The 19873-nt window shown below is 72.0% G+C and carries 19 protein-coding genes; 13 read left to right on the plus strand and 6 right to left on the minus strand.

Features of this window, described 5'->3' with window-relative positions; genetic code table 11:
- Positions 1-132 precede the first annotated feature (132 nt).
- Together Cco03nite_RS12295 and Cco03nite_RS12300 are read left to right on the plus strand one after the other, a co-directional pair.
- Positions 133-459 (plus strand): hypothetical protein, encoded by a 327-nt coding sequence (locus Cco03nite_RS12295; protein ID WP_203692184.1) that lies wholly within the window; start codon positions 133-135, stop codon positions 457-459.
- Entirely contained in the window at positions 456-2264 is a 1809-nt protein-coding gene (locus Cco03nite_RS12300) for an alpha/beta hydrolase (RefSeq protein WP_203692185.1), read from the plus strand. The genes Cco03nite_RS12295 and Cco03nite_RS12300 overlap by 4 nt, the downstream gene beginning before the upstream one ends.
- 170 nt (positions 2265-2434) lie before the next feature.
- Here Cco03nite_RS12300 and glmS read toward each other — a convergent pair whose 3' ends face one another.
- Positions 2435-4348 (minus strand): glutamine--fructose-6-phosphate transaminase (isomerizing), encoded by a 1914-nt coding sequence (gene glmS, locus Cco03nite_RS12305; protein ID WP_203692186.1) that lies wholly within the window; start codon positions 4346-4348, stop codon positions 2435-2437.
- 238 nt (positions 4349-4586) lie between these two features.
- Here glmS and Cco03nite_RS12310 point away from each other — a divergent pair, with 238 nt between their 5' ends.
- Positions 4587-5177, plus strand: a complete 591-nt coding sequence (locus Cco03nite_RS12310; RefSeq protein WP_203692187.1) for a hypothetical protein — start codon at positions 4587-4589, stop codon at positions 5175-5177.
- A 65-nt stretch (positions 5178-5242) separates the two neighbouring features.
- Here Cco03nite_RS12310 and glmM read toward each other — a convergent pair whose 3' ends face one another.
- From glmM to rplM, 3 genes are all read right to left on the minus strand, one after another.
- Entirely contained in the window at positions 5243-6583 is a 1341-nt protein-coding gene (glmM, locus tag Cco03nite_RS12315; protein WP_203692188.1) for a phosphoglucosamine mutase, read from the minus strand.
- A gap of 137 nt (positions 6584-6720) precedes the next feature.
- Positions 6721-7206, minus strand: coding sequence for a 30S ribosomal protein S9 (gene rpsI / locus Cco03nite_RS12320; RefSeq protein ID WP_203692189.1), 486 nt, complete (start codon positions 7204-7206; stop codon positions 6721-6723).
- A 20-nt stretch (positions 7207-7226) separates the two neighbouring features.
- Positions 7227-7670: a 50S ribosomal protein L13 gene (gene rplM, locus Cco03nite_RS12325; protein ID WP_203692190.1), complete on the minus strand. Its 444-nt coding sequence runs from the start codon at positions 7668-7670 to the stop codon at positions 7227-7229.
- A gap of 347 nt (positions 7671-8017) precedes the next feature.
- Here rplM and Cco03nite_RS12330 point away from each other — a divergent pair, with 347 nt between their 5' ends.
- From Cco03nite_RS12330 to Cco03nite_RS12350, 5 genes are all read left to right on the plus strand, one after another.
- Positions 8018-9361, plus strand: a complete 1344-nt coding sequence (locus Cco03nite_RS12330) for an MFS transporter (protein WP_203692191.1) — start codon at positions 8018-8020, stop codon at positions 9359-9361.
- Positions 9362-9458: 97 nt separating this feature from the next.
- Positions 9459-9815: an AbrB/MazE/SpoVT family DNA-binding domain-containing protein gene (locus Cco03nite_RS12335; RefSeq protein ID WP_203692192.1), complete on the plus strand. Its 357-nt coding sequence runs from the start codon at positions 9459-9461 to the stop codon at positions 9813-9815.
- Complete coding sequence (locus Cco03nite_RS12340) at positions 9815-9952, plus strand: hypothetical protein (RefSeq protein ID WP_203692193.1); 138 nt, start codon at positions 9815-9817, stop codon at positions 9950-9952. Before Cco03nite_RS12335 ends, Cco03nite_RS12340 begins: the two co-directional genes overlap by 1 nt.
- Before the next feature lie 199 nt (positions 9953-10151).
- Positions 10152-10745 carry a malonic semialdehyde reductase gene (locus Cco03nite_RS12345; protein ID WP_203692194.1) on the plus strand — a complete coding sequence of 198 codons (594 nt, stop codon included), beginning with the start codon at positions 10152-10154 and terminating at the stop codon, positions 10743-10745.
- Positions 10746-10798: 53 nt separating this feature from the next.
- A complete protein-coding gene (locus Cco03nite_RS12350; protein WP_203692195.1) occupies positions 10799-11299 on the plus strand; it encodes a MarR family winged helix-turn-helix transcriptional regulator in 501 nt (166 codons plus the stop codon).
- Here the strand turns inward: Cco03nite_RS12350 and Cco03nite_RS12355 are convergent.
- A complete protein-coding gene (locus tag Cco03nite_RS12355; RefSeq protein WP_144121783.1) occupies positions 11296-11589 on the minus strand; it encodes a type II toxin-antitoxin system PemK/MazF family toxin in 294 nt (97 codons plus the stop codon). The two genes, Cco03nite_RS12350 and Cco03nite_RS12355, sit on opposite strands and share 4 nt — an antisense overlap.
- Positions 11579-11839, minus strand: coding sequence for a DUF6364 family protein (locus Cco03nite_RS12360; RefSeq protein WP_155374111.1), 261 nt, complete (start codon positions 11837-11839; stop codon positions 11579-11581). Before Cco03nite_RS12360 ends, Cco03nite_RS12355 begins: the two co-directional genes overlap by 11 nt.
- Positions 11840-12155: 316 nt before the next feature.
- Here Cco03nite_RS12360 and Cco03nite_RS12365 point away from each other — a divergent pair, with 316 nt between their 5' ends.
- From Cco03nite_RS12365 to Cco03nite_RS12385, 5 genes are all read left to right on the plus strand, one after another.
- Positions 12156-14297, plus strand: a complete 2142-nt coding sequence (locus tag Cco03nite_RS12365; protein WP_203692196.1) for a molybdopterin oxidoreductase family protein — start codon at positions 12156-12158, stop codon at positions 14295-14297.
- A 32-nt stretch (positions 14298-14329) separates the two neighbouring features.
- Positions 14330-15784, plus strand: coding sequence for an FAD-dependent oxidoreductase (locus Cco03nite_RS12370; protein WP_203692256.1), 1455 nt, complete (start codon positions 14330-14332; stop codon positions 15782-15784).
- A 73-nt stretch (positions 15785-15857) separates the two neighbouring features.
- Complete coding sequence (gene nirB, locus Cco03nite_RS12375; protein ID WP_203692197.1) at positions 15858-18356, plus strand: nitrite reductase large subunit NirB; 2499 nt, start codon at positions 15858-15860, stop codon at positions 18354-18356.
- Entirely contained in the window at positions 18353-18703 is a 351-nt protein-coding gene (nirD, locus tag Cco03nite_RS12380) for a nitrite reductase small subunit NirD (protein WP_203692198.1), read from the plus strand. Before nirB ends, nirD begins: the two co-directional genes overlap by 4 nt.
- Before the next feature lie 67 nt (positions 18704-18770).
- Positions 18771-19856, plus strand: a complete 1086-nt coding sequence (locus tag Cco03nite_RS12385) for a uroporphyrinogen-III synthase (RefSeq protein ID WP_203692199.1) — start codon at positions 18771-18773, stop codon at positions 19854-19856.
- The last annotated feature ends 17 nt before the right edge of the window (positions 19857-19873 follow it).

The raw sequence follows: 19873 nt of genomic DNA on the forward strand, positions 1-19873 counted from the left end.
CCCGCTTGTCCACAGGCTCCCTACCAGGGCGGTCACCTGTGGACAAGGGCTGTGGACAACCTGTGGGCAAGCGGGCTCCGAGTTATCCACAAGGCTGGCCGGAGGCGGCGCGGGGCGGGAAGCATCGACGGTATGGATGCCGAGAATCCTTCCGGGACAGTGCCCGAGCCGGTGCGCGTCGAGCCGGACGAGCTGATCAGACTGGGTGGCGGGCTGCAGCGGCTGGCCGACGCGGTCGCGCGCGAGGTGCCGTACGCCAACGGGCTCACCAGCGGGCCGTCGGGCTGGGCGACGAGCGGGGCGCAGGTCCGGCTGGCCCACGAGGTGGGCGCGTGCCTGGCCGGCTTCTCCGAGGACCTGGGCGTCTTCGGGCAACGGCTGTGCCTGGCCGGGGCGAGTTACGCCGACCGCGACTCGGGGCTCGCGCGCAGGATCGCCGCGGTGGGTGAGCGCCGATGACCGTCTCGTACGCGATGCTGCTCGCCGCCGATCCCGCACGCTGGGTCGACAGCGCCGTCGCCTGGCGGCGGCTGAGCCGGGCGCTGGACGACCACCACGACGAGCTGTCGTCTGGGCTCACCCGGCAGGGGCAGGTCTGGCACGGCGGCACGGCGGCCGTCGCGGCCCGCGAGTCCGGGGCGGCCCTGGTCCGGCGGCTCGGCACCGCCCCGCCCGCGCTGTTGGAGGTCGACCAGCTGCTGTGGCGGCACGCCGAGCGCATCCGGTTGCTGCAGCGGCGGCTCGCCGAGGCGCTGTCCGCGGTACGCGGCACCGCCGTGCAGGTGTCCGCGGACGGGCACGTGAGCGTCGTCGTCCCCGACATCCCGCGGGGCGGCCCACCCGGTCTGTCCGGCGGTCAGGGCAGCCTGCCGGCAGCTGCGGGCGGTGCTCGGGGCAGCGTCCCGGCCGGCACGGCCGGCGGTCAGGGCGACGTCCCTGCTGGTACGGGTGGTGGTCGGGGCAGCGTTCCGGCGGGGCTCGCCGGGTGGGCCGGGGATGCGCCGGGCCGCGCGGCGCGCCTGGTTCCGTTCGGCGTCCCGGCTCCCGGGGCGTCCGACGTGGCGCTGGCGGTGCGGGTCTCCGCCGAGATCGACGCGGTGGTGCGGGAGGCGAGGGCCGGCGACGAGGACACCGCCCGCCGCCTGACCGCGCTGGCCAAGGCGGCCGCGCAGGCGTGGTCCGGCACCCCCGTGCCGCTGCCCGCGAGCGGCACGCCGGCGGACGTCGCGCGCTGGTGGGCCGGGCTGACCGAGACCGAGCGGGCCTGGCTGGTGGCTATGCGTCCGGAGGAGCTGGGCAGGCTCGACGGGGTGCCCGCGGCGGTGCGCGACCGCGCCAACCGCGAGCTGCTCGACCGGGAGCTGGACCGGCTGCGCGACGCCGCCGCGGCCCACCCGCCGGCACCGGGCGCGCAGCAGCGGCTGACCGAGCTGACCGGCCTGGCGGCGCGGCTCGACCAGACCGACCCGCGGGCGTACCTGCTGCGGCTTGATCCGAGCGGGGACGGCCGGCTGGTGGTGGCCTTCGGCGACCCCGACGCCGGCGACCACGTGGCCACCTACGTGCCGGGTGTGGGCACCTCGCTGGACGGGTTCGCCGTCGAGGTGGACCGGGCCGCCGCGTTGCAGGCACGGGCCGCGGCGCTGGCTCCGGGGGCCACGACGGCAACGGTGATGTGGCTGGGATACGACCCGCCCGACGGGCTCGACGCGGCGAGCGAGCGCGCCGCGCTGGCCGCGCGCGGCGACCTCGGCGCGTTCCAGGCCGGGCTGGTCGCCTCGCACGAGGGCGAACCCGCGCACCTGAGCCTGATCGGCCACTCGTACGGCAGCCTCACGGTCGGGGTCGCCGAGCGGGACGGCACGGTCGCCGCCGACGAGATCGTCGCGCTGGGCAGCCCCGGCATGGGTGTGGGCAGCGCGGCCGAGCTGGCACGTCCGGGGCACGTGTGGGCGTCCACGTCCCCCAACGACATCGTGCTGAACGCGCCCTCGAAGGGCGAGCTGGCGCTGAGCGCTCTCGGCGGGCCGGCCTACATGTTCGCCGGCTCGACCGTGGACGCGGTGGTGCGCGGCAACGCCGACCTGTGGCACGGCGTCGACCCGTCGTCGGAGCAGTTCGGCGCGCGGGTGTTCCCGTCCAGCCGGGGCACGGACCCGTTCCACGCGCACGGCCTCTACTTCGACGAGCACAGCCCGGCCTTGCAGACCATGGCCGAGATCGTGACCGGCGAGTCCGGAACGGCGACCAGCCCCACGCGGTGAGGGTGCGTACGGCCACCGCCGACGCCGTGCCGTGACGGGCCGCGGCCGGCGACGGCTCGGTGCCGCCGCGGGCCGCGTTCCGGTCGCGGAGCGCCGCCCGGGGCAGCCGGGTAGCAGACGGCCCCGGCAGCCCGCCGCGAACAGCGGGCTGCCGGGGCCGTCTGGTGCGGCTACTCGACGGTGACGGACTTGGCCAGGTTGCGGGGCTGGTCGACGTCGTGGCCGCGGGCGTCGGCGATCGCCGCGGCGAGCACCTGCAGCGGCACGGTGGTCACGAACGGGGCCAGCAGCGTGGGCGTACGCGGCACCCGCACCAGCACGTCGGCGTACGGGACGACGGCCTCGTCGCCCTCCTCCGCGATGACGATGGTGTGCGCGCCACGGGCCCGCACCTCCTGGATGTTGCTGACGATCTTGTCGTGCAGCAGGCCGCGCCCGGCCGGCGAGGGCACGATGCAGACCACCGGGGTGCCGTGGCCGACGGGCGTGCCCGACACCGGGTCCTCGGACGGGCCACCGATCAGCGCGATCGGGCCGTGCTTGAGCTCGCCCGCGGCGAAGCCCTCGGCGTGCATGTACGCCAGCTCCTTGAGCTTCAGCGCGCCCTCCAGCGCCACCGGGTAGCCGACGTGGCGGCCGATGAACAGCACCGTGGTCGCCTTGGCCTCGGCCAGCTCGCGGCCCAGCTCCCGGACCGGGTCCATGCCCGCCAGCACCTTCTCGATCTTGCCGGGCATCTCCTGCAGCTGCGCGACGACCGCGGCCACCTCGTCGGCGTACTTCACGCCGCGCACCTGGGCCAGGTGCAGGCCGACCAGGAAGCAGGCGGCGAGCTGGGTCAGGAACGCCTTGGTGGAGGCGACGGCGATCTCGGGGCCACCGTGGGTGTAGAGCACGGCGTCGGACTCGCGCGGGATGGTGGAGCCGTTGGTGTTGCAGATGGCCAGCACCCGGGCCTTCTGCTCCTTGGCGTGCCGCAGCGCCATCAGCGTGTCCATGGTCTCGCCGGACTGCGAGATGACCACGACCAGCGTGGACCGGTCGAGCACCGGGTCGCGGTAGCGGAACTCGCTGGCCAGCTCGACCTCGCACGGGATGCGCGTCCAGTGCTCGATCGCGTACTTGGCGACCAGCCCGGCGTGGTACGACGTGCCGCAGGAGACGATGAAGACCTTGTCGACGTCGCGCAGGTCCTGGTCGGTGAGCCGGACCTCGTCGAGCATGATCTCGCCGGTCTCGCCGATGCGGCCGCGCAGCGTGTCGGCCACGGCCTGCGGCTGCTCGGCGATCTCCTTGAGCATGAACCAGGCGTGGCCGTCCTTCTCGGCGGCGCGGGCGTCCCAGTCCACGTGGTAGTCGCGGCCCTCGGCGGGGTTGCCGAAGAAGTCGGTGATCTCGATGGCGTCGGCGGTGATCAGCACGACCTGGTCCTGGCCCAGCTCGATCGCATCGCGGGTGTGCTCGATGAACGCGCTGACGTCGCTGGCCATGAAGTTCTCGCCGTTGCCGCGGCCCACCACCAGCGGGGAGTTGCGGCGCGCGCCGACCACCGCGCCGGGCGCCTGCGCGTCGACGGCGAGCAGGGTGAACGCGCCCTCCAGGCGGCCGCAGACCCGGCGCATCGCGTCGGCGAGCGCCTGCGGGCTGCCCGCGATGCCGGCCAGCTCGGCGGCCAGCAGGTGCGCGACGCACTCGGTGTCGGTGTCGCTGGCGAACTCGATGCCTTCGGCCTGCAATTCGGCCCGCAGCTTCGCGAAGTTCTCGATAATGCCGTTGTGGATCACCGCGATGCGGCCGTCGGCCGACAGGTGCGGGTGCGCGTTGCGATCGGTGGGACCGCCGTGGGTGGCCCAGCGGGTGTGACCGATGCCCGTGGTCCCCGCGCGCAGGTCCGTCTCGGCGGCCTCGGCCAGCATCTTCTCCAGATTCGACAGCTTGCCGGCCTTCTTGGCCAGCAGCAGCCGGCTGTCCGCCAGCACGGCGACGCCGGCGGAGTCGTAACCCCGGTATTCCAGCCGCCGCAGCCCGTCCAACACCACTCCGAGCGCCTGCTGGCCGCCCACGTATCCCACGATCCCGCACATGCCCGTTACCTTAGCGGAGTTTCGCTCACATTGCATGTTCAGAACCCGGTCAATCACGCACCGCGTTTGATTGCAACCTGGACGGACCTCGGCCTGCCCGATAAGTGACGGATTGCTGCCACCGCATGCCGCCGGTGAGCGCGCGGGGCCTACCATCCGCGGGTGAGTGAGCAGCGCGGGTCCCCCGGCCCGACGCGCCGCCTCCCCCGCCTAACGAGCGCAGCCAGGAGAAGAAGGCATGAGCTATCCCCCTCCGTACGACCCGAACCAGGCGCAGCCCCCGGCGTACAACCCGAACCAGCCCCCGCCGCCGCCGTACAACCCCAACCAGCCTCCGGCGTACAGCGCTGCGGGATACGGCTCGCCGGTGCAGCCGCCGAAGAAGAGCAAGACCGGCATGATCGTCGGCATCATCCTCGGTGTCGTGCTACTGCTGTGCGCGGTCTGCGGCGTCGGCGGCTACTACCTGGTCTACAAGGCGAACGAGGCGATCGAGGACCTGCCGAACATGATCCCGAGCGTCGGCGTGGCGACCGGCGACGCGACCGGCTCGCACTCGGTGCGCTACGCCGTCGAGGGCACCGGACAGGCGCTGATCACGTACTCGGAGGGCCCCGGCAACACGCAGACCGAGACGGTCGCCCTGCCGTGGACCAAGAACTTCACCCTGAACAGCGACTCGTTCGGCCTGTCGGTGATCGCTTTCAGCGCGCCGGGCGGCGACGGGAACGTGACCGGCTGCTCCATCTCCGTCGACGGCACCGAGCGGCAGAAGCGGGACGGCTCGGGCAGCTCGGCCACCTGCATCAGCGTGTTCGTGGCCGGCTGACACCACGGAACGAGAAAGGGCGTCCCCGCAGCCGCGGGGACGCCCTTTTCCTGTCTTGCCGGTGCTCACACCGCCGGGCTGGCCGCCCGTACGTCGGCGGCGATGTCCTCGGCGATCTTCTGCGCGATGTCCTCGCTCCCGGCCTCGACCATCACGCGGACCAGCTGCTCGGTGCCCGACGGGCGCAGCAGCACCCGCCCGGTGCCGTGCAGCTGCGCCTCGGCCGCGGCGACCGCGGCCAGGATCTCCGGCGCCCGGGCCACGGCCTTGTCGGCCACCCGCACGTTGATCAGCACCTGCGGCAGCCGGTTCACCACGGCGGCCAGCTCGGCCAGCGGCTTGCCGGTCTGCGCCACCCGGGCCAGCAGGCGCAGGCCCGTCAGCACACCGTCACCCGTGGTCGCGTGCTCGGTGAAGACGACGTGGCCGCTCTGCTCCCCGCCCAGGCTGAAGCCGCCGGCGCGCAGCTCCTCCAGCACGTACCGGTCGCCGACCTTGGTCTCGACCAGGGTGATGCCCGCCTCGCGCATGGCGATGCGCAGCCCGAGGTTGCTCATGACCGTCGCGACCAGGGTGTCGTTGGCCAGCGCGCCCTCGTCGCGCATGGCCAGCGCGAGGATCGCCATGATCTGGTCGCCGTCCACCTCGGCCCCGGACGCGTCGACCGCCAGGCACCGGTCGGCGTCGCCGTCGACCGCGATGCCCAGGTGCGCGCCGTGCTCGACCACGGCCGCCTTCAGCGGGCCCAGGTGGGTCGCGCCGCACTCGTCGTTGATGTTGAGACCGTCGGGCTCGGCGTTGATGGCGATCACCTCGGCTCCGGCCTCGCGGAACGCCTCCGGTGCCACGTCGCTGGCCGCGCCGTGCGCGCAGTCGACGACGACCTTGAGCCCGGCGAGCGGGTGGCCGGTCGCCTGCACCAGGTGCGTGGTGTAGTGCTCGGCCCCGTCCAGCAGGTCGTGCACCCGCCCGACCTGCGCCCCGGTGGGACGCGTCCAGGTCGCGCCGAGCGCGGCCTCGATGTTGTCCTCCTGCTCGTCGGTCAGCTTGTGCCCACCGGCGGCGAAGAACTTGATGCCGTTGTCCGGCATCGGGTTGTGGCTGGCGGAGATCATCACGCCGAAGTCGGCCCGCACCTCGGCGGTCAGGTATGCCACGCCGGGCGTCGGCAGCACGCCGACCCGCACCACGTTGGCCCCGGCGCTGGCCAGGCCCGCGACCACGGCCGCCTCCAGCATCTCGCCGCTGGCCCGGGGGTCGCGGCCGACCACCACCAGCGGCGGCTGCTCACGGTCAGGGTCGGGCAGGGTGTGCGCCGCGGCGACGGCCAGCGAGAGTGCGAGCTCGGGGCTGAGGTCCGCGTTGGCCAGACCGCGTACGCCGTCGGTGCCGAAAAGGCGTGCCATCCGGGTGGCCCTTTCTGTGGGGTGCGAAAGGAGGGGTTCGAGACGACCGGCCCACGGGTGGGGGGCCAAAGTCGAAAGGCCGGGCACGCCATCCCGCCGTGAAGCAGGAGCGTGCCCGGCCGATCAGAAGACAGCGATCAACGCTTGGAGTACTGCGGGGCCTTACGGGCCTTCTTGAGACCGTACTTCTTGCTCTCGGTGACGCGGGCGTCACGGGTGAGGAAGCCGGCCTTCTTCAGCGCCGGGCGGTCGTCGATGTCGAGCTCGCACAGGGCGCGCGCGATCGCCAGGCGCAGCGCGCCGGCCTGACCGCTGATGCCGCCGCCACGCAGGTTGGCGACGACGTCGAGGGTCTCGCCCTTCTCCGCGAGCACGAGCGGCTCCCGCACCGACTGCTGCGCGACCTTGCTGGGGAGGTACTTCTCCAGCTCCCGGCCGTTGCAGGTGATCTTGCCGGTGCCCGGGATCAGACGCACCCGGACGACGGCCTGCTTGCGCCGGCCAACGGTCTGGATCGGGCGGTCGCCCTTGAACTTCGGGGTGGCCGGCTTGGCAGCAACGGCGACCGAGGCCTCAGCCTCAGCCTCGACCACGGCCTGGGTCGGCACGGAAGTGTCGGTCATGGTGATTCCTTCGTCCGCGCTCACTGCGCGATCTGCTTGATCTCGAACGGCACCGGCTGCTGAGCCGCGTGCGGGTGCTCCGCGCCAGCGTAGACCTTCAGCTTCGACAGAATCTGACGGCCCAGCTTGTTGTGGGGGATCATGCCCTTGACGGCCAGCTCGATCGCCTTCTCGGGGCGCTTGGTGAGCAGCTCGTCGTAGCCCACCTGCTTCAGGCCACCGGGGAAGCCGGAGTGCCGGTAAGCGATCTTGGTCGCGCGCTTGTTGCCGGTGAGGGCAACCTTGCCGGCGTTGATGATGACCACAAAGTCGCCGGTGTCGACGTGCGGCGCGAAAGTCGGCTTGTGCTTACCGCGCAGGAGGTTGGCGGTGTGGGTGGCGAGCCGGCCCAGCACGACGTCAGAAGCGTCGATAACGTGCCACTGACGCTCGATCTCACCCGGCTTCGGGCTGTACGTACGCACAGGTCTACCTTGTCTCGTCGTAGGTCTGTGTGACCGCGGGCGAACCTGCCCACGACCAACGGATTCTGCGATGCCGGCCGGTCGCAAACGGACCGGCGCGCGAACGACAAGCCTACCTGAGCATCAGGACTACCGGCTCGGCGCCACCTCTCGCACAACAGCCGCTAACGATACCCGGTGCCTCCCGGCGAGGTCAAAACGGCCTGCTTACCCTGTGGTATGCCGTTCGATGTCCGGTTTCCCCACGCCAGCTCACAGCGATCGAGGCCGCGCGGTGCGGCAGGGTTCACACCACGGGTACGAGCATCGGAACATCATCGCAATCACATGTTCGTAATTTGCTGGTCATGACCGCCATCGCGCCTGCGCCGCCGGCATCGAAGCCCGCCGCGATCAGCAACTGGGACCCCGAGGACCCGCAGTTCTGGGCCTCCACCGGCCGCCGAGTCGCCCGGCGGAACCTGGTCTTCTCCATCTTCGCCGAGCACCTGGGCTTCTCCGTGTGGACGCTCTGGAGCGTCGTGGTGGTGGCGATGCCGGCCACCGCCTTCCCGTTCACCGTCGACCAGAAGTTCTGGCTGGTCGCGCTGCCGAACCTGATCGGGGCGCTGATGCGCATCCCGTACACCTTCGCGGTGACCCGGTTCGGCGGGCGCACCTGGACCATGATCAGCGCACTGCTGCTGCTGATCCCGATCACGGGCATGGTGTTCGCGGTCACGGCCAAGCCGCCGTACTGGGCGGTGCTGCTCATCGCCGCGACGGCCGGCCTCGGCGGCGGCAACTTCGCCTCCTCCATGACCAACATCTCCTTCTTCTACCCGGAGAAGGAGAAGGGCGTCGCGCTCGGCCTCAACGCCGCCGGCGGCAACCTCGGCATCAGCGTGATGCAGCTGGTGGTGCCGATCGCCCTGTCGTTCGGCCTGGTGTACGGCGGGCTGATGTGGCTGCCGCTGGTGCTGGCCGCCGCGCTCTGCGCCCGCCTGTTCATGAACAACCTCGAAGTGGCGAAGTCGCCGCTGAAGGCCCAGTTCGCCACGGTCAAGCGGGCGCACACCTGGATCATGTCCTTCCTCTACATCGGCACCTTCGGCTCGTTCCTGGGCTACTCGGCCGCCTTCCCGCTCGTGCTCAAGCTGCAGTTCCCGCAGGCCCCGACCGCCCACCTGGGTGCGGCGACGATCACCCTGGCCTTCACCGGCCCGCTGGTCGGCTCGCTGGCCCGCCCGTTCGGCGGCTGGCTGTCGGACAAGGTCGGCGGGGCCAGGGTCACCGCGGCCTGCTTCGTGATCATGGGCATCGGCTCGTACGGCGTGATCGCGGCGGTGCAGGCGAAGAGCATGGCCGGCTTCCTCGGCGCGTTCCTGCTGCTGTTCACGGCGGCCGGCGCGGGCAACGGGTCGACGTACCGCATGATCCCGGCGATCTTCGCGGCCACATCGAAGGACCTGGTCACCGCGAAGCGGGAGTCGGCGGCCACGCTGGGCATCGCCGGCGCGGTCGGCGCGCTGGGCGGCTTCTACCTGCCCAGGGCCATCAGCGACTCGATCAACGCCACCGGCGGCATCGGCACCGCCTTCGGCTGGTTCGCCGTGATGTACGGCACCTGCCTGGCCGTCACCTGGTGGTGCTACCTGCGCCGCCGCGTCCTGGTCACCCAGGCCCCCAGCCTTGCCCACGCGGGCGTCTGACCTTCGGTCCCTTCCCGCCCCGACCCCGGCCGCCTCCGGGGTCGGGGCATTTTCTCGCCGCCTTACGAACAGACTTTCCATCTGTCAGACTTTTGGAATGAGCGATGCCCAGCACGACTCCGACGCCGAGCACCGCGTGCCGGGCACCCGCGCCGACCGGCGCGCCGCCCGTGCACGCGCCCTCACGGCGGTCGTGCGCGCCAAGGGCGGCGTGACCATTCCCCAGGCGGTGCGCGACCAGTTGCGGCTGGAAGAAGGCGACCAGGTGATCGTCTCCGTCCGCGACGGCAGCATCGTGCTCACCCCGGCCGCTCTCGTGCCCCGCGACCAGGAGTGGTTTCACTCCCCGCAGTGGCAGGCGCGCGAAGCCGAGGCCGACGCCGACCTCGTGGCCGGCCGGTACACCCGATTCGACAGTGACGAAGAGTTCCTGGCCTCTCTGGACGACGCCTGATGCCGATCCACGACCAGCTGACCTGGGCACCCGACGGACGGGCAACCTTCCAGTACGGCCCGGAGCTGCCCGGACGTCCCGGCCCGCACATCATCTGGCGACGTATCGGCTCGCACGACGTCTTCGGCCGGCCGTGACGGCCTCGATCACCCGGCTTGCCCGGCACCTGGCCGTATCTTGCGCGTGGATACACCCATCTGCCTGGCAAATCCGCTGATCAAGGCGGCTTCGGGCTGTCGGGTACGCCACAGCGTTGCTGCTTGCGAAATAGTTGAAGTTTCACCAAAGTTGGTGACAGGTGGCTGACCCAGCCAGACCGACTTCGGAGGAAAGACAATGTCGCTCGTTCTCGACAACCACGCGCAGGACCTGCTGTTCCGCAGCGCACGCACCGCCAACACCTTCACCGACGAGCCGGTGACCGACGAGCAGGTGCGGGCGATCTACGACCTGGTCAAGTACGCGCCGACCTCGCTCAACATGCAGCCGCTGCGGGTGGTGCTGGTGCGGTCCGAGCAGGCCCGCGAGCGCCTGGTCGAGCAGATGGCCGACGGCAACAAGGCGAAGACCGGCAAGGCCCCGCTGGTGGCGATCCTGGCCGCCGACACGAACTTCCACGACCGGCTGCCCGACCTGTTCCCGCACGCCCCCGGCATCCGCGACTGGTTCACCGGCGACGACGCCGCCCGCGCCAACACGGCGCAGTTCAACGCCGCGCTGCAGGTGGGCTACTTCATCCTGGGCGTGCGCGCGGCCGGCCTGGCCGCCGGCCCGATGACCGGCTTCGACGCGACCGGCATCGAGAAGGAGTTCTTCGGCGAGGGCGACCACAAGGTGCTGGCCGTGGTGAACATCGGCAAGCCGGGCGAGGGCGCCTGGTTCGACCGCAACCCCCGGCTCGCGTACGACGATGTCGTAAAGACGGCCTGATAGAGACGATGAGGGGTGGGGGCCGGTGTCCCCACCCCTCTAGGGTGTGATGCATGGTGACCATCGCGACGCAGACGGAAGAGGTCTCCTGGCTCAACGACCAGGAGCAGGAGGCGTGGCGCAGTTTCATCTTCACCGCGAAGCTCGTGCTGGCCGAGCTGGAGCGGGGGATGGCCCAGCACGACCTCTCCGGGACCGACTACGGGGTGCTGGTGAGCCTCTCCGAGGCGCCCGACCGGCGCCTGCGCATGTCGGAGCTGGCCCAGACGATGCTGCTGGAGAAGAGCCGGCTGTCACACCAGATCACCCGGATGGAGCGCGCCGGACTGGTGCGCCGGCAGAGCTGCCCGTCCGATCGGCGGGGGCAGTTCGCCGTGCTCACCGACGAGGGGTGGGAGACGATCCGGCGGGTCGCGCCGCATCACGTAGAGCTGGTGCGCTCGATCTTCATCGACCGGCTGACCCCGCAGCAGCTGGTGCAGCTGACCGAGCTGTTCACTCCGCTGCACACCTCGATGCGGGCGCAGTGCCCCAAGGAAGACGGCGACTGCTAGAGATCCTGGATGATGCGCAAGGCCCGGCCGACCTTGCGCATCGTGTCGGTGTCGACGACGTCCACCATGTCGGTGAACCACTTCTTCATGGGTGACGACACCCGGTCGGGCATGATGATCAGCTCGCCCATCGGCACCGCCAGCGGCGAGTCGCGGAGCTCGTCCTCCTCGACGACCTCCGCGACGATGACGATCGGCACGTCGGTGCTGTTGTACACGTCCGAGCTGATGACCAGGCCGAGCCTTTCCCGGGCCCCGTCGATACGCCAGATCTCGCCTCTACGCAGCACGCCGCCCCCGTCCTGACAGTTCCAGGCGTACCAATTCGACTTCGCGCTCATCGTCCAGCGCGTTCTTCTCCAGCCGGTCGACACCGGCCCGGCGCACCACGTCCGCGTGCGCGGTGAACAACTCCCTGAGGGCCTTCTCCCGCGCGGCCTGATCCATCCAGGCCGACAGCGACAGCCCGTCGCGCTCGGCGTAGCGGCGCGCTTCCTCAATCGTCTCGTCCGTGAAGGACAGCGTCACTTTGGCAGTCATGCCGATTAGATTACGCCCGGTGTGACCACGAGTCATCCTGTTCTTCATGCCAGATCCGTGAGTGAAAATAGCCCATTCTGAGCCCTTTTACGCACTGTGACGTCATCGTAACCGTAAGCGCCCGGATGGGATAATCAACCATTCGGACGATCATCGTCATCACTGGACGGCTGACCCCGAAAAACGCCCTCTCCGGCGGACCCTTCGGCCGGACCGGCGTCACCAACAGCGGTTTCGCGCAGGACGTGCGCCGCTCTTAGCAGGTTGGAAACACAAGGGACGTCGCGTCGAAACTCCGGGACCGCAGGATTCGCACATGACGCCATCGGCCCCACCCGCCACCCGAGTCACCGCGCTGCCGGTGCTCGGGTCCGCGCGTGAGGTCGCCACGCACTGCCCCTATTGCGCGTTGCAGTGCGGGATGACGCTGCGCGAGACGCCGGAGGGGCGGGTCGAGGTCGCCGCACGCGACTTCCCCACCAACCGCGGCGGGCTCTGCCAGAAGGGCTGGACGTCGGCCGAGCTGCTGGACCACCCCGAACGGCTGACCACCCCGCTGATCAAGGGGCAGCCCGCGACCTGGGACGAGGCGTACGACTTCATCGTCGACGGCATCCGCCGGGTGCAGGACGAGCACGGCCGCGACGCGGTCGCGGTGTTCGGCGGCGGCGGGCTCACCAACGAGAAGGCGTACGCGCTGGGCAAGTTCGCCCGGGTGGCGCTGCGCACCGCCAACATCGACTACAACGGCCGCTTCTGCATGAGCTCCGCGGCGGCCGCCGGCAACCGCGCGTTCGGCATCGACCGCGGGCTGCCGTTCCCGATGGCGGACATCGCCGAGGCCGACACCCTGCTGCTGATCGGCGCGAACGTCGCCGAGACCATGCCGCCCTTCGCGCGCTACCTCACCGAGCAGCGCCAGCGCGGCGGCACCCAGATCGTGGTGGACCCCCGGGCCACCCCGACCGCGCGCGCCGCCACCCTGCACCTGCAGCCCACCCCCGGCACCGACCTGGCTCTCGCGCTGGGCCTGCTGCACATCGTGGTCGCCGAGGGCCTGGCCGACCAGGCGTACCTGGCCGAGCGCACCACCGGATGGGACGCGGTCCGCCAGACCGTCGCGGGTTACTGGCCTGCCCGGGTGGAGCTGCTCACCGGGGTGCCCGTCGCCGACCTGGAGGCCACCGCGCGGGCGCTGGCGGGCGCCGACCGCGCCATCATCCTGACCGCGCGCGGCGCCGAGCAGCACGCCAAGGGCGTGGACACGGTCACCGCGTTCATCAACCTCGCGCTGGCCCTCGGGCTGCCCGGCCGGCCCGGCTCCGGGTACGGCTGCCTCACCGGGCAGGGCAACGGCCAGGGCGGGCGCGAGCACGGTCAGAAAGCCGACCAGCTGCCCGGCTACCGGAAGATCGACGACCCGGCCGCGCGGGCGCACGTCGCCGGCGTGTGGGGCGTCGACCCGGACAGCCTGCCCGGTCCCGGCCTGTCCGCGTACGAGCTGCTCGACGCGCTCGGGCAGCCCGGCGGGCCGAAGGCGATGCTGGTGTTCGGCTCCAACCCGGTGGTGTCCGCCCCCCGCGCGGCCCGGATCACCGAACGACTCCGGTCGCTGGATCTGTTAATTGTCTGTGACTTCGTGCTCAGCGAGACCGCGGCCATCGCCGATGTGGTGCTTCCCGTGGCACAGTGGGCCGAGGAAGACGGCACCATGACCAATTTGGAGGGCCGGGTGCTGCGGCGCCGCGCCCTCCGCAAGCCACCGCCAGGGACAGGGACGGATCTGGCGGTGATGGCCGAGCTGGCCTCCCGGCTCGGCCGAACCGGGGACGGTCGCTCCGTCGCCGGAGGCGAGCAGCCCGGCGGGTTCTCCGCCGAGCCGCGCGCCGTCTTCGAAGAGCTGCGGCGGGCCACCGCCGGTGGGGTGGCCGATTACGCAGGCGTCACGTGGGAGCGGGTGGACGCCGAGAACGGCGTTTTCTGGCCCTGCCCCGCGGCGGACCGGGCAGGCACGCCGCGGCTCTTCGAAGAAGGCTTCCCGACCCCGGACGGTCGCGCCCGCATGGTGGCGGTGGAGCACCGGCCGGTGGCCGAGGAGATCGACGCCGAGTACCCGCTCTACCTCACCACGGGGCGGGTGCTGGCGCAGTACCAGTCCGGCGCGCAGACCCGCCGCATCGCGGCGCTGCCCGGCGGGCCTTTCGTCGAGCTGCACCCGGATCTGGCCGAGCGGCTCGGCATCGACGACGGCGACACGGTACGGGTGGTCAGCCGCCGCGGCGAGATGATCGCGCCCGCCCGGGTCGTCACCACGATCCGACCCGACACCCTCTTCGCGCCCTTCCACTACTCCGGCATGGGCCGGGCCAACTCGCTCACCGGTGACGCGTTGGACCCGATCTCACGGATGCCGGAGTTCAAGGTCTGTGCCGTACGAATCGAGCCGGTGACACCATGAACCCTGGCACCACCGCGCGGCATGGCTCGGCCATGCCGCCCGCCGACCGACCCCGCACCTCCCCCAACCACGTGATCGTCATCGGGTACGGCATGGCCGGCGCCCGGCTGGCGACGGAGCTGTCCGCCGCGTCCGGCGTCGAGGTGACCGTGCTCGGCGCCGAGCCGCACCGGGCGTACAACCGCATCCTGCTGTCCAGCGTGCTGGCCGGCAAGCACGGCGAAATTGACATCACGCTGACCGAGGCCGCCGGGCACGGGGTGAAGACCCGCACGGGAGTCACCGTCACCGGCATCGACCGCGCCGCCCGCACCGTCACCCTCGACGACGGCGAGCAGCTCGGCTACGACCACCTGGTGCTGGCCACCGGGTCGCAGGCGATCGTGCCGCCGATCCCGGGCCTGGAGCAGCCGCACCCGCGCGTGGCCACGTTCCGGACGCTGGCGGACTGCCGCCGCATCCTCGACGCCGCGCAGGGCGCGCGCACCGCGCTCGTGCTCGGCGGCGGGCTGCTCGGCCTGGAGGCCGCGCGCGGGCTGGCCGGCCGCGGCCTGGCGGTCGAGGTGGTGCACGGCGTGGGCCACCTGATGGAGCGCCAGCTCGACCCGGGAGCCAGCGCGGTGCTGGTGCGCACGCTCGCCGAGCACGGCGTCGCCGTGCACCTGGCGTCGTCGGCGACCGGGGTGAGCGCCGACGACAACGGCGTGACGCTGCGGCTGAACGACCGCAACCTGCGCGCCGACCTGCTCGTGGTGGCCTGCGGGGTACGCGCCGAGACCGGCCTGGCCCGCGCGGCGGGGTTGCGCGTGGAGCGCGGCGTCGTCATCGACCAGCGCCTGGCCACCTCCGACCGGCGCATCTCGGCCATCGGCGACTGCGCGCAGTTCGGCGAGGTCGTCGGCGGGCTGGTCGCGCCCGCCTGGGAGCAGGCCAAGGTGCTGGCCGCCCGGCTCACCGGAGCCGACCCCGACGCGGTGTACGTGCCGAGTTCGCCGGTCACCCGGCTCAAGGCCTCCGGCATCGACCTGGCCGCGATGGGCAGCCTGCAACCGGACGCCGCCTGCGAGGACGTCAGCTTCGCCGACCCGGCCCGGGGCACGTACGCCCGCCTGGTCATCCGCGACGACCGGCTGACCGGCGCGGTGATGCTGGGCGACAACCCCAGCGTCGGCCAGGTCATCCAGCTCTTCGACCGCAAGGGCGTGGTGCCGCGCGACCGGCGCGCGCTGCTGCTCGGCCGGTCCCTGGGCGGCGTGGAGGCGCCGGTCGCCACGACCACGCCCGCGCTCATGCCCGACAACGCCACCGTGTGCCAGTGCAACACGGTCACCAAGGGCGCGCTGGTGCGCTGCTGGCGCTCCGGCGCCCGCTCGCTCGACGACGTCGTCGCCCGTACTCGCGCCACCACCGGCTGCGGCAGCTGCAAGGACGCGGTTGACGGCATCGTCGGGTGGCTGTCCACCTCAGACAGTGTGGGGGTGTCCTGATCATGAGCGAACGCAGTGAGCTCATCATGCGGCTCGAGGAACATGACGGAGCCGAGCGCAGCGAGGTGACGGCATGAGCGAAAAGAAGAGGCTGGTCGTCGCCGGGTACGGCATGGTGGCGCAGCGGTTCCTGGAGGCGTTCGCGGAGCGGGAGGCGCCCGGCTGGTCGGTGACCGTGCTGGCCGAGGAGGACCGTCCGGCGTACGACCGGGTGCGCCTGTCGGCCTGGTTCGACGACTACGACGCCGGGGCGCTGCACATGGGCGGCGCGCCCGACGGGGTCACGGTGCGGCTGAAGGAGGCCGTCACCGGGATCGACCGGGAGCGCAAGGTCGTGCACAGCCCGTCCGGCGAGACGCCGTACGACGCGCTGGTGCTGGCCACCGGCTCGCGGGCGTTCGTCCCCCCGATCGCGGGCAGCGACCTGCCCGGTGTGTTCGTCTACCGCACCCTGGACGACCTGGCCGCGCTGAAGGACTGGGCGACCGCGGACGGCCGCAAGGTCGGTGCGGTGCTCGGCGGTGGCCTGCTCGGCCTGGAGGCCGCGAACGCGCTGAAGCTGCTCGGCATCACCACGCACGTCGTCGAGTTCGCGCCGCGGCTGATGCCGCTGCAGGTGGACGAGGGCGGCGGCGCGGTGCTCAAGCGGCACATCGAGGCGCTGGACGTCACCGTGCACACCGGGCGCGGCTGCGCGGGCCTGGAGGGCGACGCGGACGGCGTACGCCGGATGCTGTTCAACGACGGCGGCTCGCTCGACGTCGACGTGGTCGTCGTCGCGGCGGGCATCCGGCCGCGCGACGAGCTGGCCGAGCCGTCCGGCCTGGCCCGCGGCCCGCGCGGCGGCTTCACGGTCGACGCGGCCTGCGCGACGGCCGATCCGGCGGTGTGGGCGATCGGCGAGTGCGCGGCCCTGTCCCTCGACGAGGCCGGCGGGGTCTGCTACGGCCTGGTCGCGCCCGGGTACGCGATGGCCGAGGTGGTCGCCGACCGGCTGACCGGCGGCGAGGCGACGATGGCCCGCCCCGACACCTCCACCAAGCTCAAGCTGCTCGGCGTGGACGTGGCCAGCTTCGGCGCCCCGTTCGCCGACGGTCTCGACGTGGTCGTCACCGACCAGGTCACCGGCGTGTACGCGAAGCTGCTGCTCACCGACGACGCGAAGACCCTGCTCGGCGGCATCCTGGTCGGCGACGCCAGCGCGTACCCGACGCTGCGGGCCTCGCTCGGCGGGCCGCTGCCCGCACCGCCGCTGGCGCTGCTCGCCCCGGCCGGTGACGGTTCCGTGAAGGCGGAGCTGCCCGGCACCGCACAGGTGTGCTCCTGCCACGCGGTGACCAAGGACCACGTCACGGACGCCATCGCCGGCGGCTGCACCGACGTGCCGGGCCTGAAGGCGTGCACCAAGGCGGGCACCGGCTGCGGCTCCTGCATCCCGCTGCTCAAGCAGCTGCTGGCCGCGGGCGGGGTGGTCCAGTCCAAGGCGCTGTGCGAGCACTTCACGTACTCACGCCAGGAGCTGTTCGACATCATCCGGGTGCGCGGCATCCGCTCGTTCAGCGAGCTGGTCACCGCGCACGGCACCGGCCGGGGCTGCGACATCTGCAAACCGGCGATCGCGTCGATCCTGGCCGTGACCAACAGCGGGTACATCCTCGACGGCGAGGAAGCCGCGCTGCAGGACACCAACGACCACTTCCTCGCCAACATCCAGCGCGACGGCACGTACTCGGTGGTGCCGCGCATCCCCGGCGGTGAGATCACCCCGGAGAAGCTGATCGTGATCGGCGAGGTGGCCCGCGACTTCGGGCTCTACACGAAGATCACGGGTGGCCAGCGCATCGACCTGTTCGGCGCGCGGGTGGAGCAGCTGCCGCAGATCTGGCACCGGCTGGTGGACGCGGGCTTCGAGTCCGGGCACGCGTACGGCAAGGCGCTGCGCACGGTGAAGAGCTGCGTCGGCGAAACCTGGTGCCGGTACGGCGTGCAGGACTCGGTCGGCCTGGCCATCGAGCTGGAGCTGCGCTACCGGGGCCTGCGCGCCCCGCACAAGCTCAAGTCGGCGGTGAGCGGCTGCGCCCGCGAGTGCGCCGAGGCCCGCAGCAAGGACTTCGGCATCATCGCCACGGAGAAGGGCTGGAACCTCTACGTCGCCGGCAACGGCGGCTTCCGGCCCCGGCACGCGGACCTGTTCCTCACCGACGTCAGCACCGAGGAGCTGATCCGCACCATCGACCGGTTCCTCATGTACTACATCCGCACCGCCGACCGGCTGCAGCGCACCGCCGCCTGGCTGGAGGCGATGGAGGGCGGTCTCGACCACCTGCGTGCCGTCATCGTCGACGACGCGCTGGGACTGTGCGAGGAGCTCGACGCGCAGATGGCCCGCCACGTCGGGTCGTACGCCGACGAGTGGCAGGCCACGCTGCAGGACCCGCAGCGCCTCGCACGTTTCGTCTCGTTCGTCAACGCGCCGGGCACGCCCGACCCCGACATCAGCTTCGAGGTCGAGCGCGGGCAGAAGATCCCTGCCCGGGGTCCGGTGCCGGTAACCCTGGGAGGTGCCCGATGACCACGGCGACCCTGACCATCACCTGGACGGCGATCTGCTCGTACAGCCGGCTGGAGGCAGAACGCGGCGTGGCCGCGCTCGTCGACGGCGTGCAGATCGCGATCTTCCGGACCTACTCCGGCGAGCTGTTCGCCATCGGCAACCGCGACCCGATCGCGGGCGCGCAGGTGATGTCCCGCGGCATCGTCGGCACCCGCGGGGACACCCCGACCGTCGCGTCCCCGCTGCACAAGCAGGTCTACGACCTGCGTACCGGCGAGTGCCTGGACGTGGCCGGGGTGGCCGTGCCGACGTACCCCATCCGCCGCAACGGCGACGCGGTCGAAGTGGCTGTGGATAAACCATGACCGAGCGCAGCGAGGTCAACAGCAGGCTCAGCCGGCATGACGCGGCGGAGCGAAGCTCGGCCGTGTCATGACGGAATTGGCGGGGTTCACGGTCGGGGTCACCGCCGACCGGCGGCGCGACGAGCTCGCCGCGCTGCTGGAGCGGCGCGGCGCGCGGGTCGTCATCGCCCCCGCGCTGCGCATCGTGCCGCTGCACGACGACTCCCAGCTGCGCGAGGCCACCCGGCGCTGCCTGGACACACCGCCCGACATCGTGGTCGCCAACACGGGCATCGGCATGCGCGGCTGGCTGGAGGCCGCCGAGGGCTGGGGCCTGGCCGACCCGCTGCGTTCGGTGCTAGCCGAGGCGTACATCGTGGCCCGCGGCCCGAAGGCCCGCGGCGCGGTGCGCGCCGCGGGCCTGCACGACCAGTGGTCGCCGGACTCCGAGAGCTGCGACGAGTGCCTGGCCCACCTGCTCAAGCGGGGCGTGGGCGGGCAGACGGTGGCGGTGCAGCTGCACGGCGACCAGCAGCCGGAGTTCTGCGCGTCGCTGCGGGCGGCCGGCGCCGAGGTCATCGAGGTGCCCGTGTACCGCTGGGCGCCGCCGCTGGACTCGGCCCCGCTGCACCGGCTCGTCGACCTCGTGTCCAACCGGCTGGTCGACGCCATCACGTTCACCTCCGCCCCGGCCGTCGGCGCGCTGCTGGCGGCCGCCGGGCCGGGCGGGGACGCGGTGCTGGAGGCGCTGCGCGCCGACGTGATCGCCGCGTGCGTCGGGCCGGTGACGGCCGCCCCGCTGATCAGGCAGGGCATCCCGGTCATCGCGCCGGCCCGGGCCCGGCTCGGCGCGCTGGTCCGCGCGATCGCCGACGAGCTGCCCCGGCGGGCGGTCACCATCCGGGTCGCCGAGCACGAGCTGACCCTGCGCGGGCACGCCGCCATGGTCGACGGCGAGCTGCGGCCGCTGGCCCCGGCCCCGATGGCGGTGCTGCGCGCGCTGGCCGCCATGCCGGGCAAGGTGCGCTCGCGGGCCTCGCTGCTGCCCGCGCTGCCGCGCGGCGCCGACGAGCATGCCGTCGAGATGGCCGTGGCCCGGCTGCGTGCCGGTCTGGGGGATCCCGCGTTCGTCCAGACGGTGGTCAAAAGGGGCTACCGGCTGCCGGTGGACTGAAACCGCCAACGGACGTA

Origin of the sequence: Catellatospora coxensis (genome assembly GCF_016862635.1) — a bacterium.
In the GTDB taxonomy this organism is placed as follows: Bacteria; Actinomycetota; Actinomycetes; order Mycobacteriales; family Micromonosporaceae; genus Catellatospora; species Catellatospora coxensis.

Excerpts from the sequence above, each read along its gene's own strand:
- nirB (WP_203692197.1), top strand. The coding sequence starts at position 15,858 with ATGAGCGAAAAGAAGAGGCTGGTCGTCGCCGGGTACGGCATGGTGGCG.
- Cco03nite_RS12295 (WP_203692184.1), top strand. The coding sequence starts at position 133 with ATGGATGCCGAGAATCCTTCCGGGACAGTGCCCGAGCCGGTGCGCGTC.
- Cco03nite_RS12335 (WP_203692192.1), top strand. The coding sequence starts at position 9,459 with ATGAGCGATGCCCAGCACGACTCCGACGCCGAGCACCGCGTGCCGGGC.
- rpsI (WP_203692189.1), bottom strand. The coding sequence starts at position 7,206 with ATGACCGACACTTCCGTGCCGACCCAGGCCGTGGTCGAGGCTGAGGCT.
- Cco03nite_RS12345 (WP_203692194.1), top strand. The coding sequence starts at position 10,152 with ATGTCGCTCGTTCTCGACAACCACGCGCAGGACCTGCTGTTCCGCAGC.
- Cco03nite_RS12360 (WP_155374111.1), bottom strand. The coding sequence starts at position 11,839 with ATGACTGCCAAAGTGACGCTGTCCTTCACGGACGAGACGATTGAGGAA.
- Cco03nite_RS12340 (WP_203692193.1), top strand. The coding sequence starts at position 9,815 with ATGCCGATCCACGACCAGCTGACCTGGGCACCCGACGGACGGGCAACC.
- glmS (WP_203692186.1), bottom strand. The coding sequence starts at position 4,348 with ATGTGCGGGATCGTGGGATACGTGGGCGGCCAGCAGGCGCTCGGAGTG.
- Cco03nite_RS12385 (WP_203692199.1), top strand. The coding sequence starts at position 18,771 with ATGACGGAATTGGCGGGGTTCACGGTCGGGGTCACCGCCGACCGGCGG.
- Cco03nite_RS12350 (WP_203692195.1), top strand. The coding sequence starts at position 10,799 with ATGGTGACCATCGCGACGCAGACGGAAGAGGTCTCCTGGCTCAACGAC.
- Cco03nite_RS12300 (WP_203692185.1), top strand. The coding sequence starts at position 456 with ATGACCGTCTCGTACGCGATGCTGCTCGCCGCCGATCCCGCACGCTGG.
- Cco03nite_RS12310 (WP_203692187.1), top strand. The coding sequence starts at position 4,587 with ATGAGCTATCCCCCTCCGTACGACCCGAACCAGGCGCAGCCCCCGGCG.
- Cco03nite_RS12370 (WP_203692256.1), top strand. The coding sequence starts at position 14,330 with ATGCCGCCCGCCGACCGACCCCGCACCTCCCCCAACCACGTGATCGTC.
- Cco03nite_RS12330 (WP_203692191.1), top strand. The coding sequence starts at position 8,018 with ATGACCGCCATCGCGCCTGCGCCGCCGGCATCGAAGCCCGCCGCGATC.
- nirD (WP_203692198.1), top strand. The coding sequence starts at position 18,353 with ATGACCACGGCGACCCTGACCATCACCTGGACGGCGATCTGCTCGTAC.
- glmM (WP_203692188.1), bottom strand. The coding sequence starts at position 6,583 with ATGGCACGCCTTTTCGGCACCGACGGCGTACGCGGTCTGGCCAACGCG.
- Cco03nite_RS12365 (WP_203692196.1), top strand. The coding sequence starts at position 12,156 with ATGACGCCATCGGCCCCACCCGCCACCCGAGTCACCGCGCTGCCGGTG.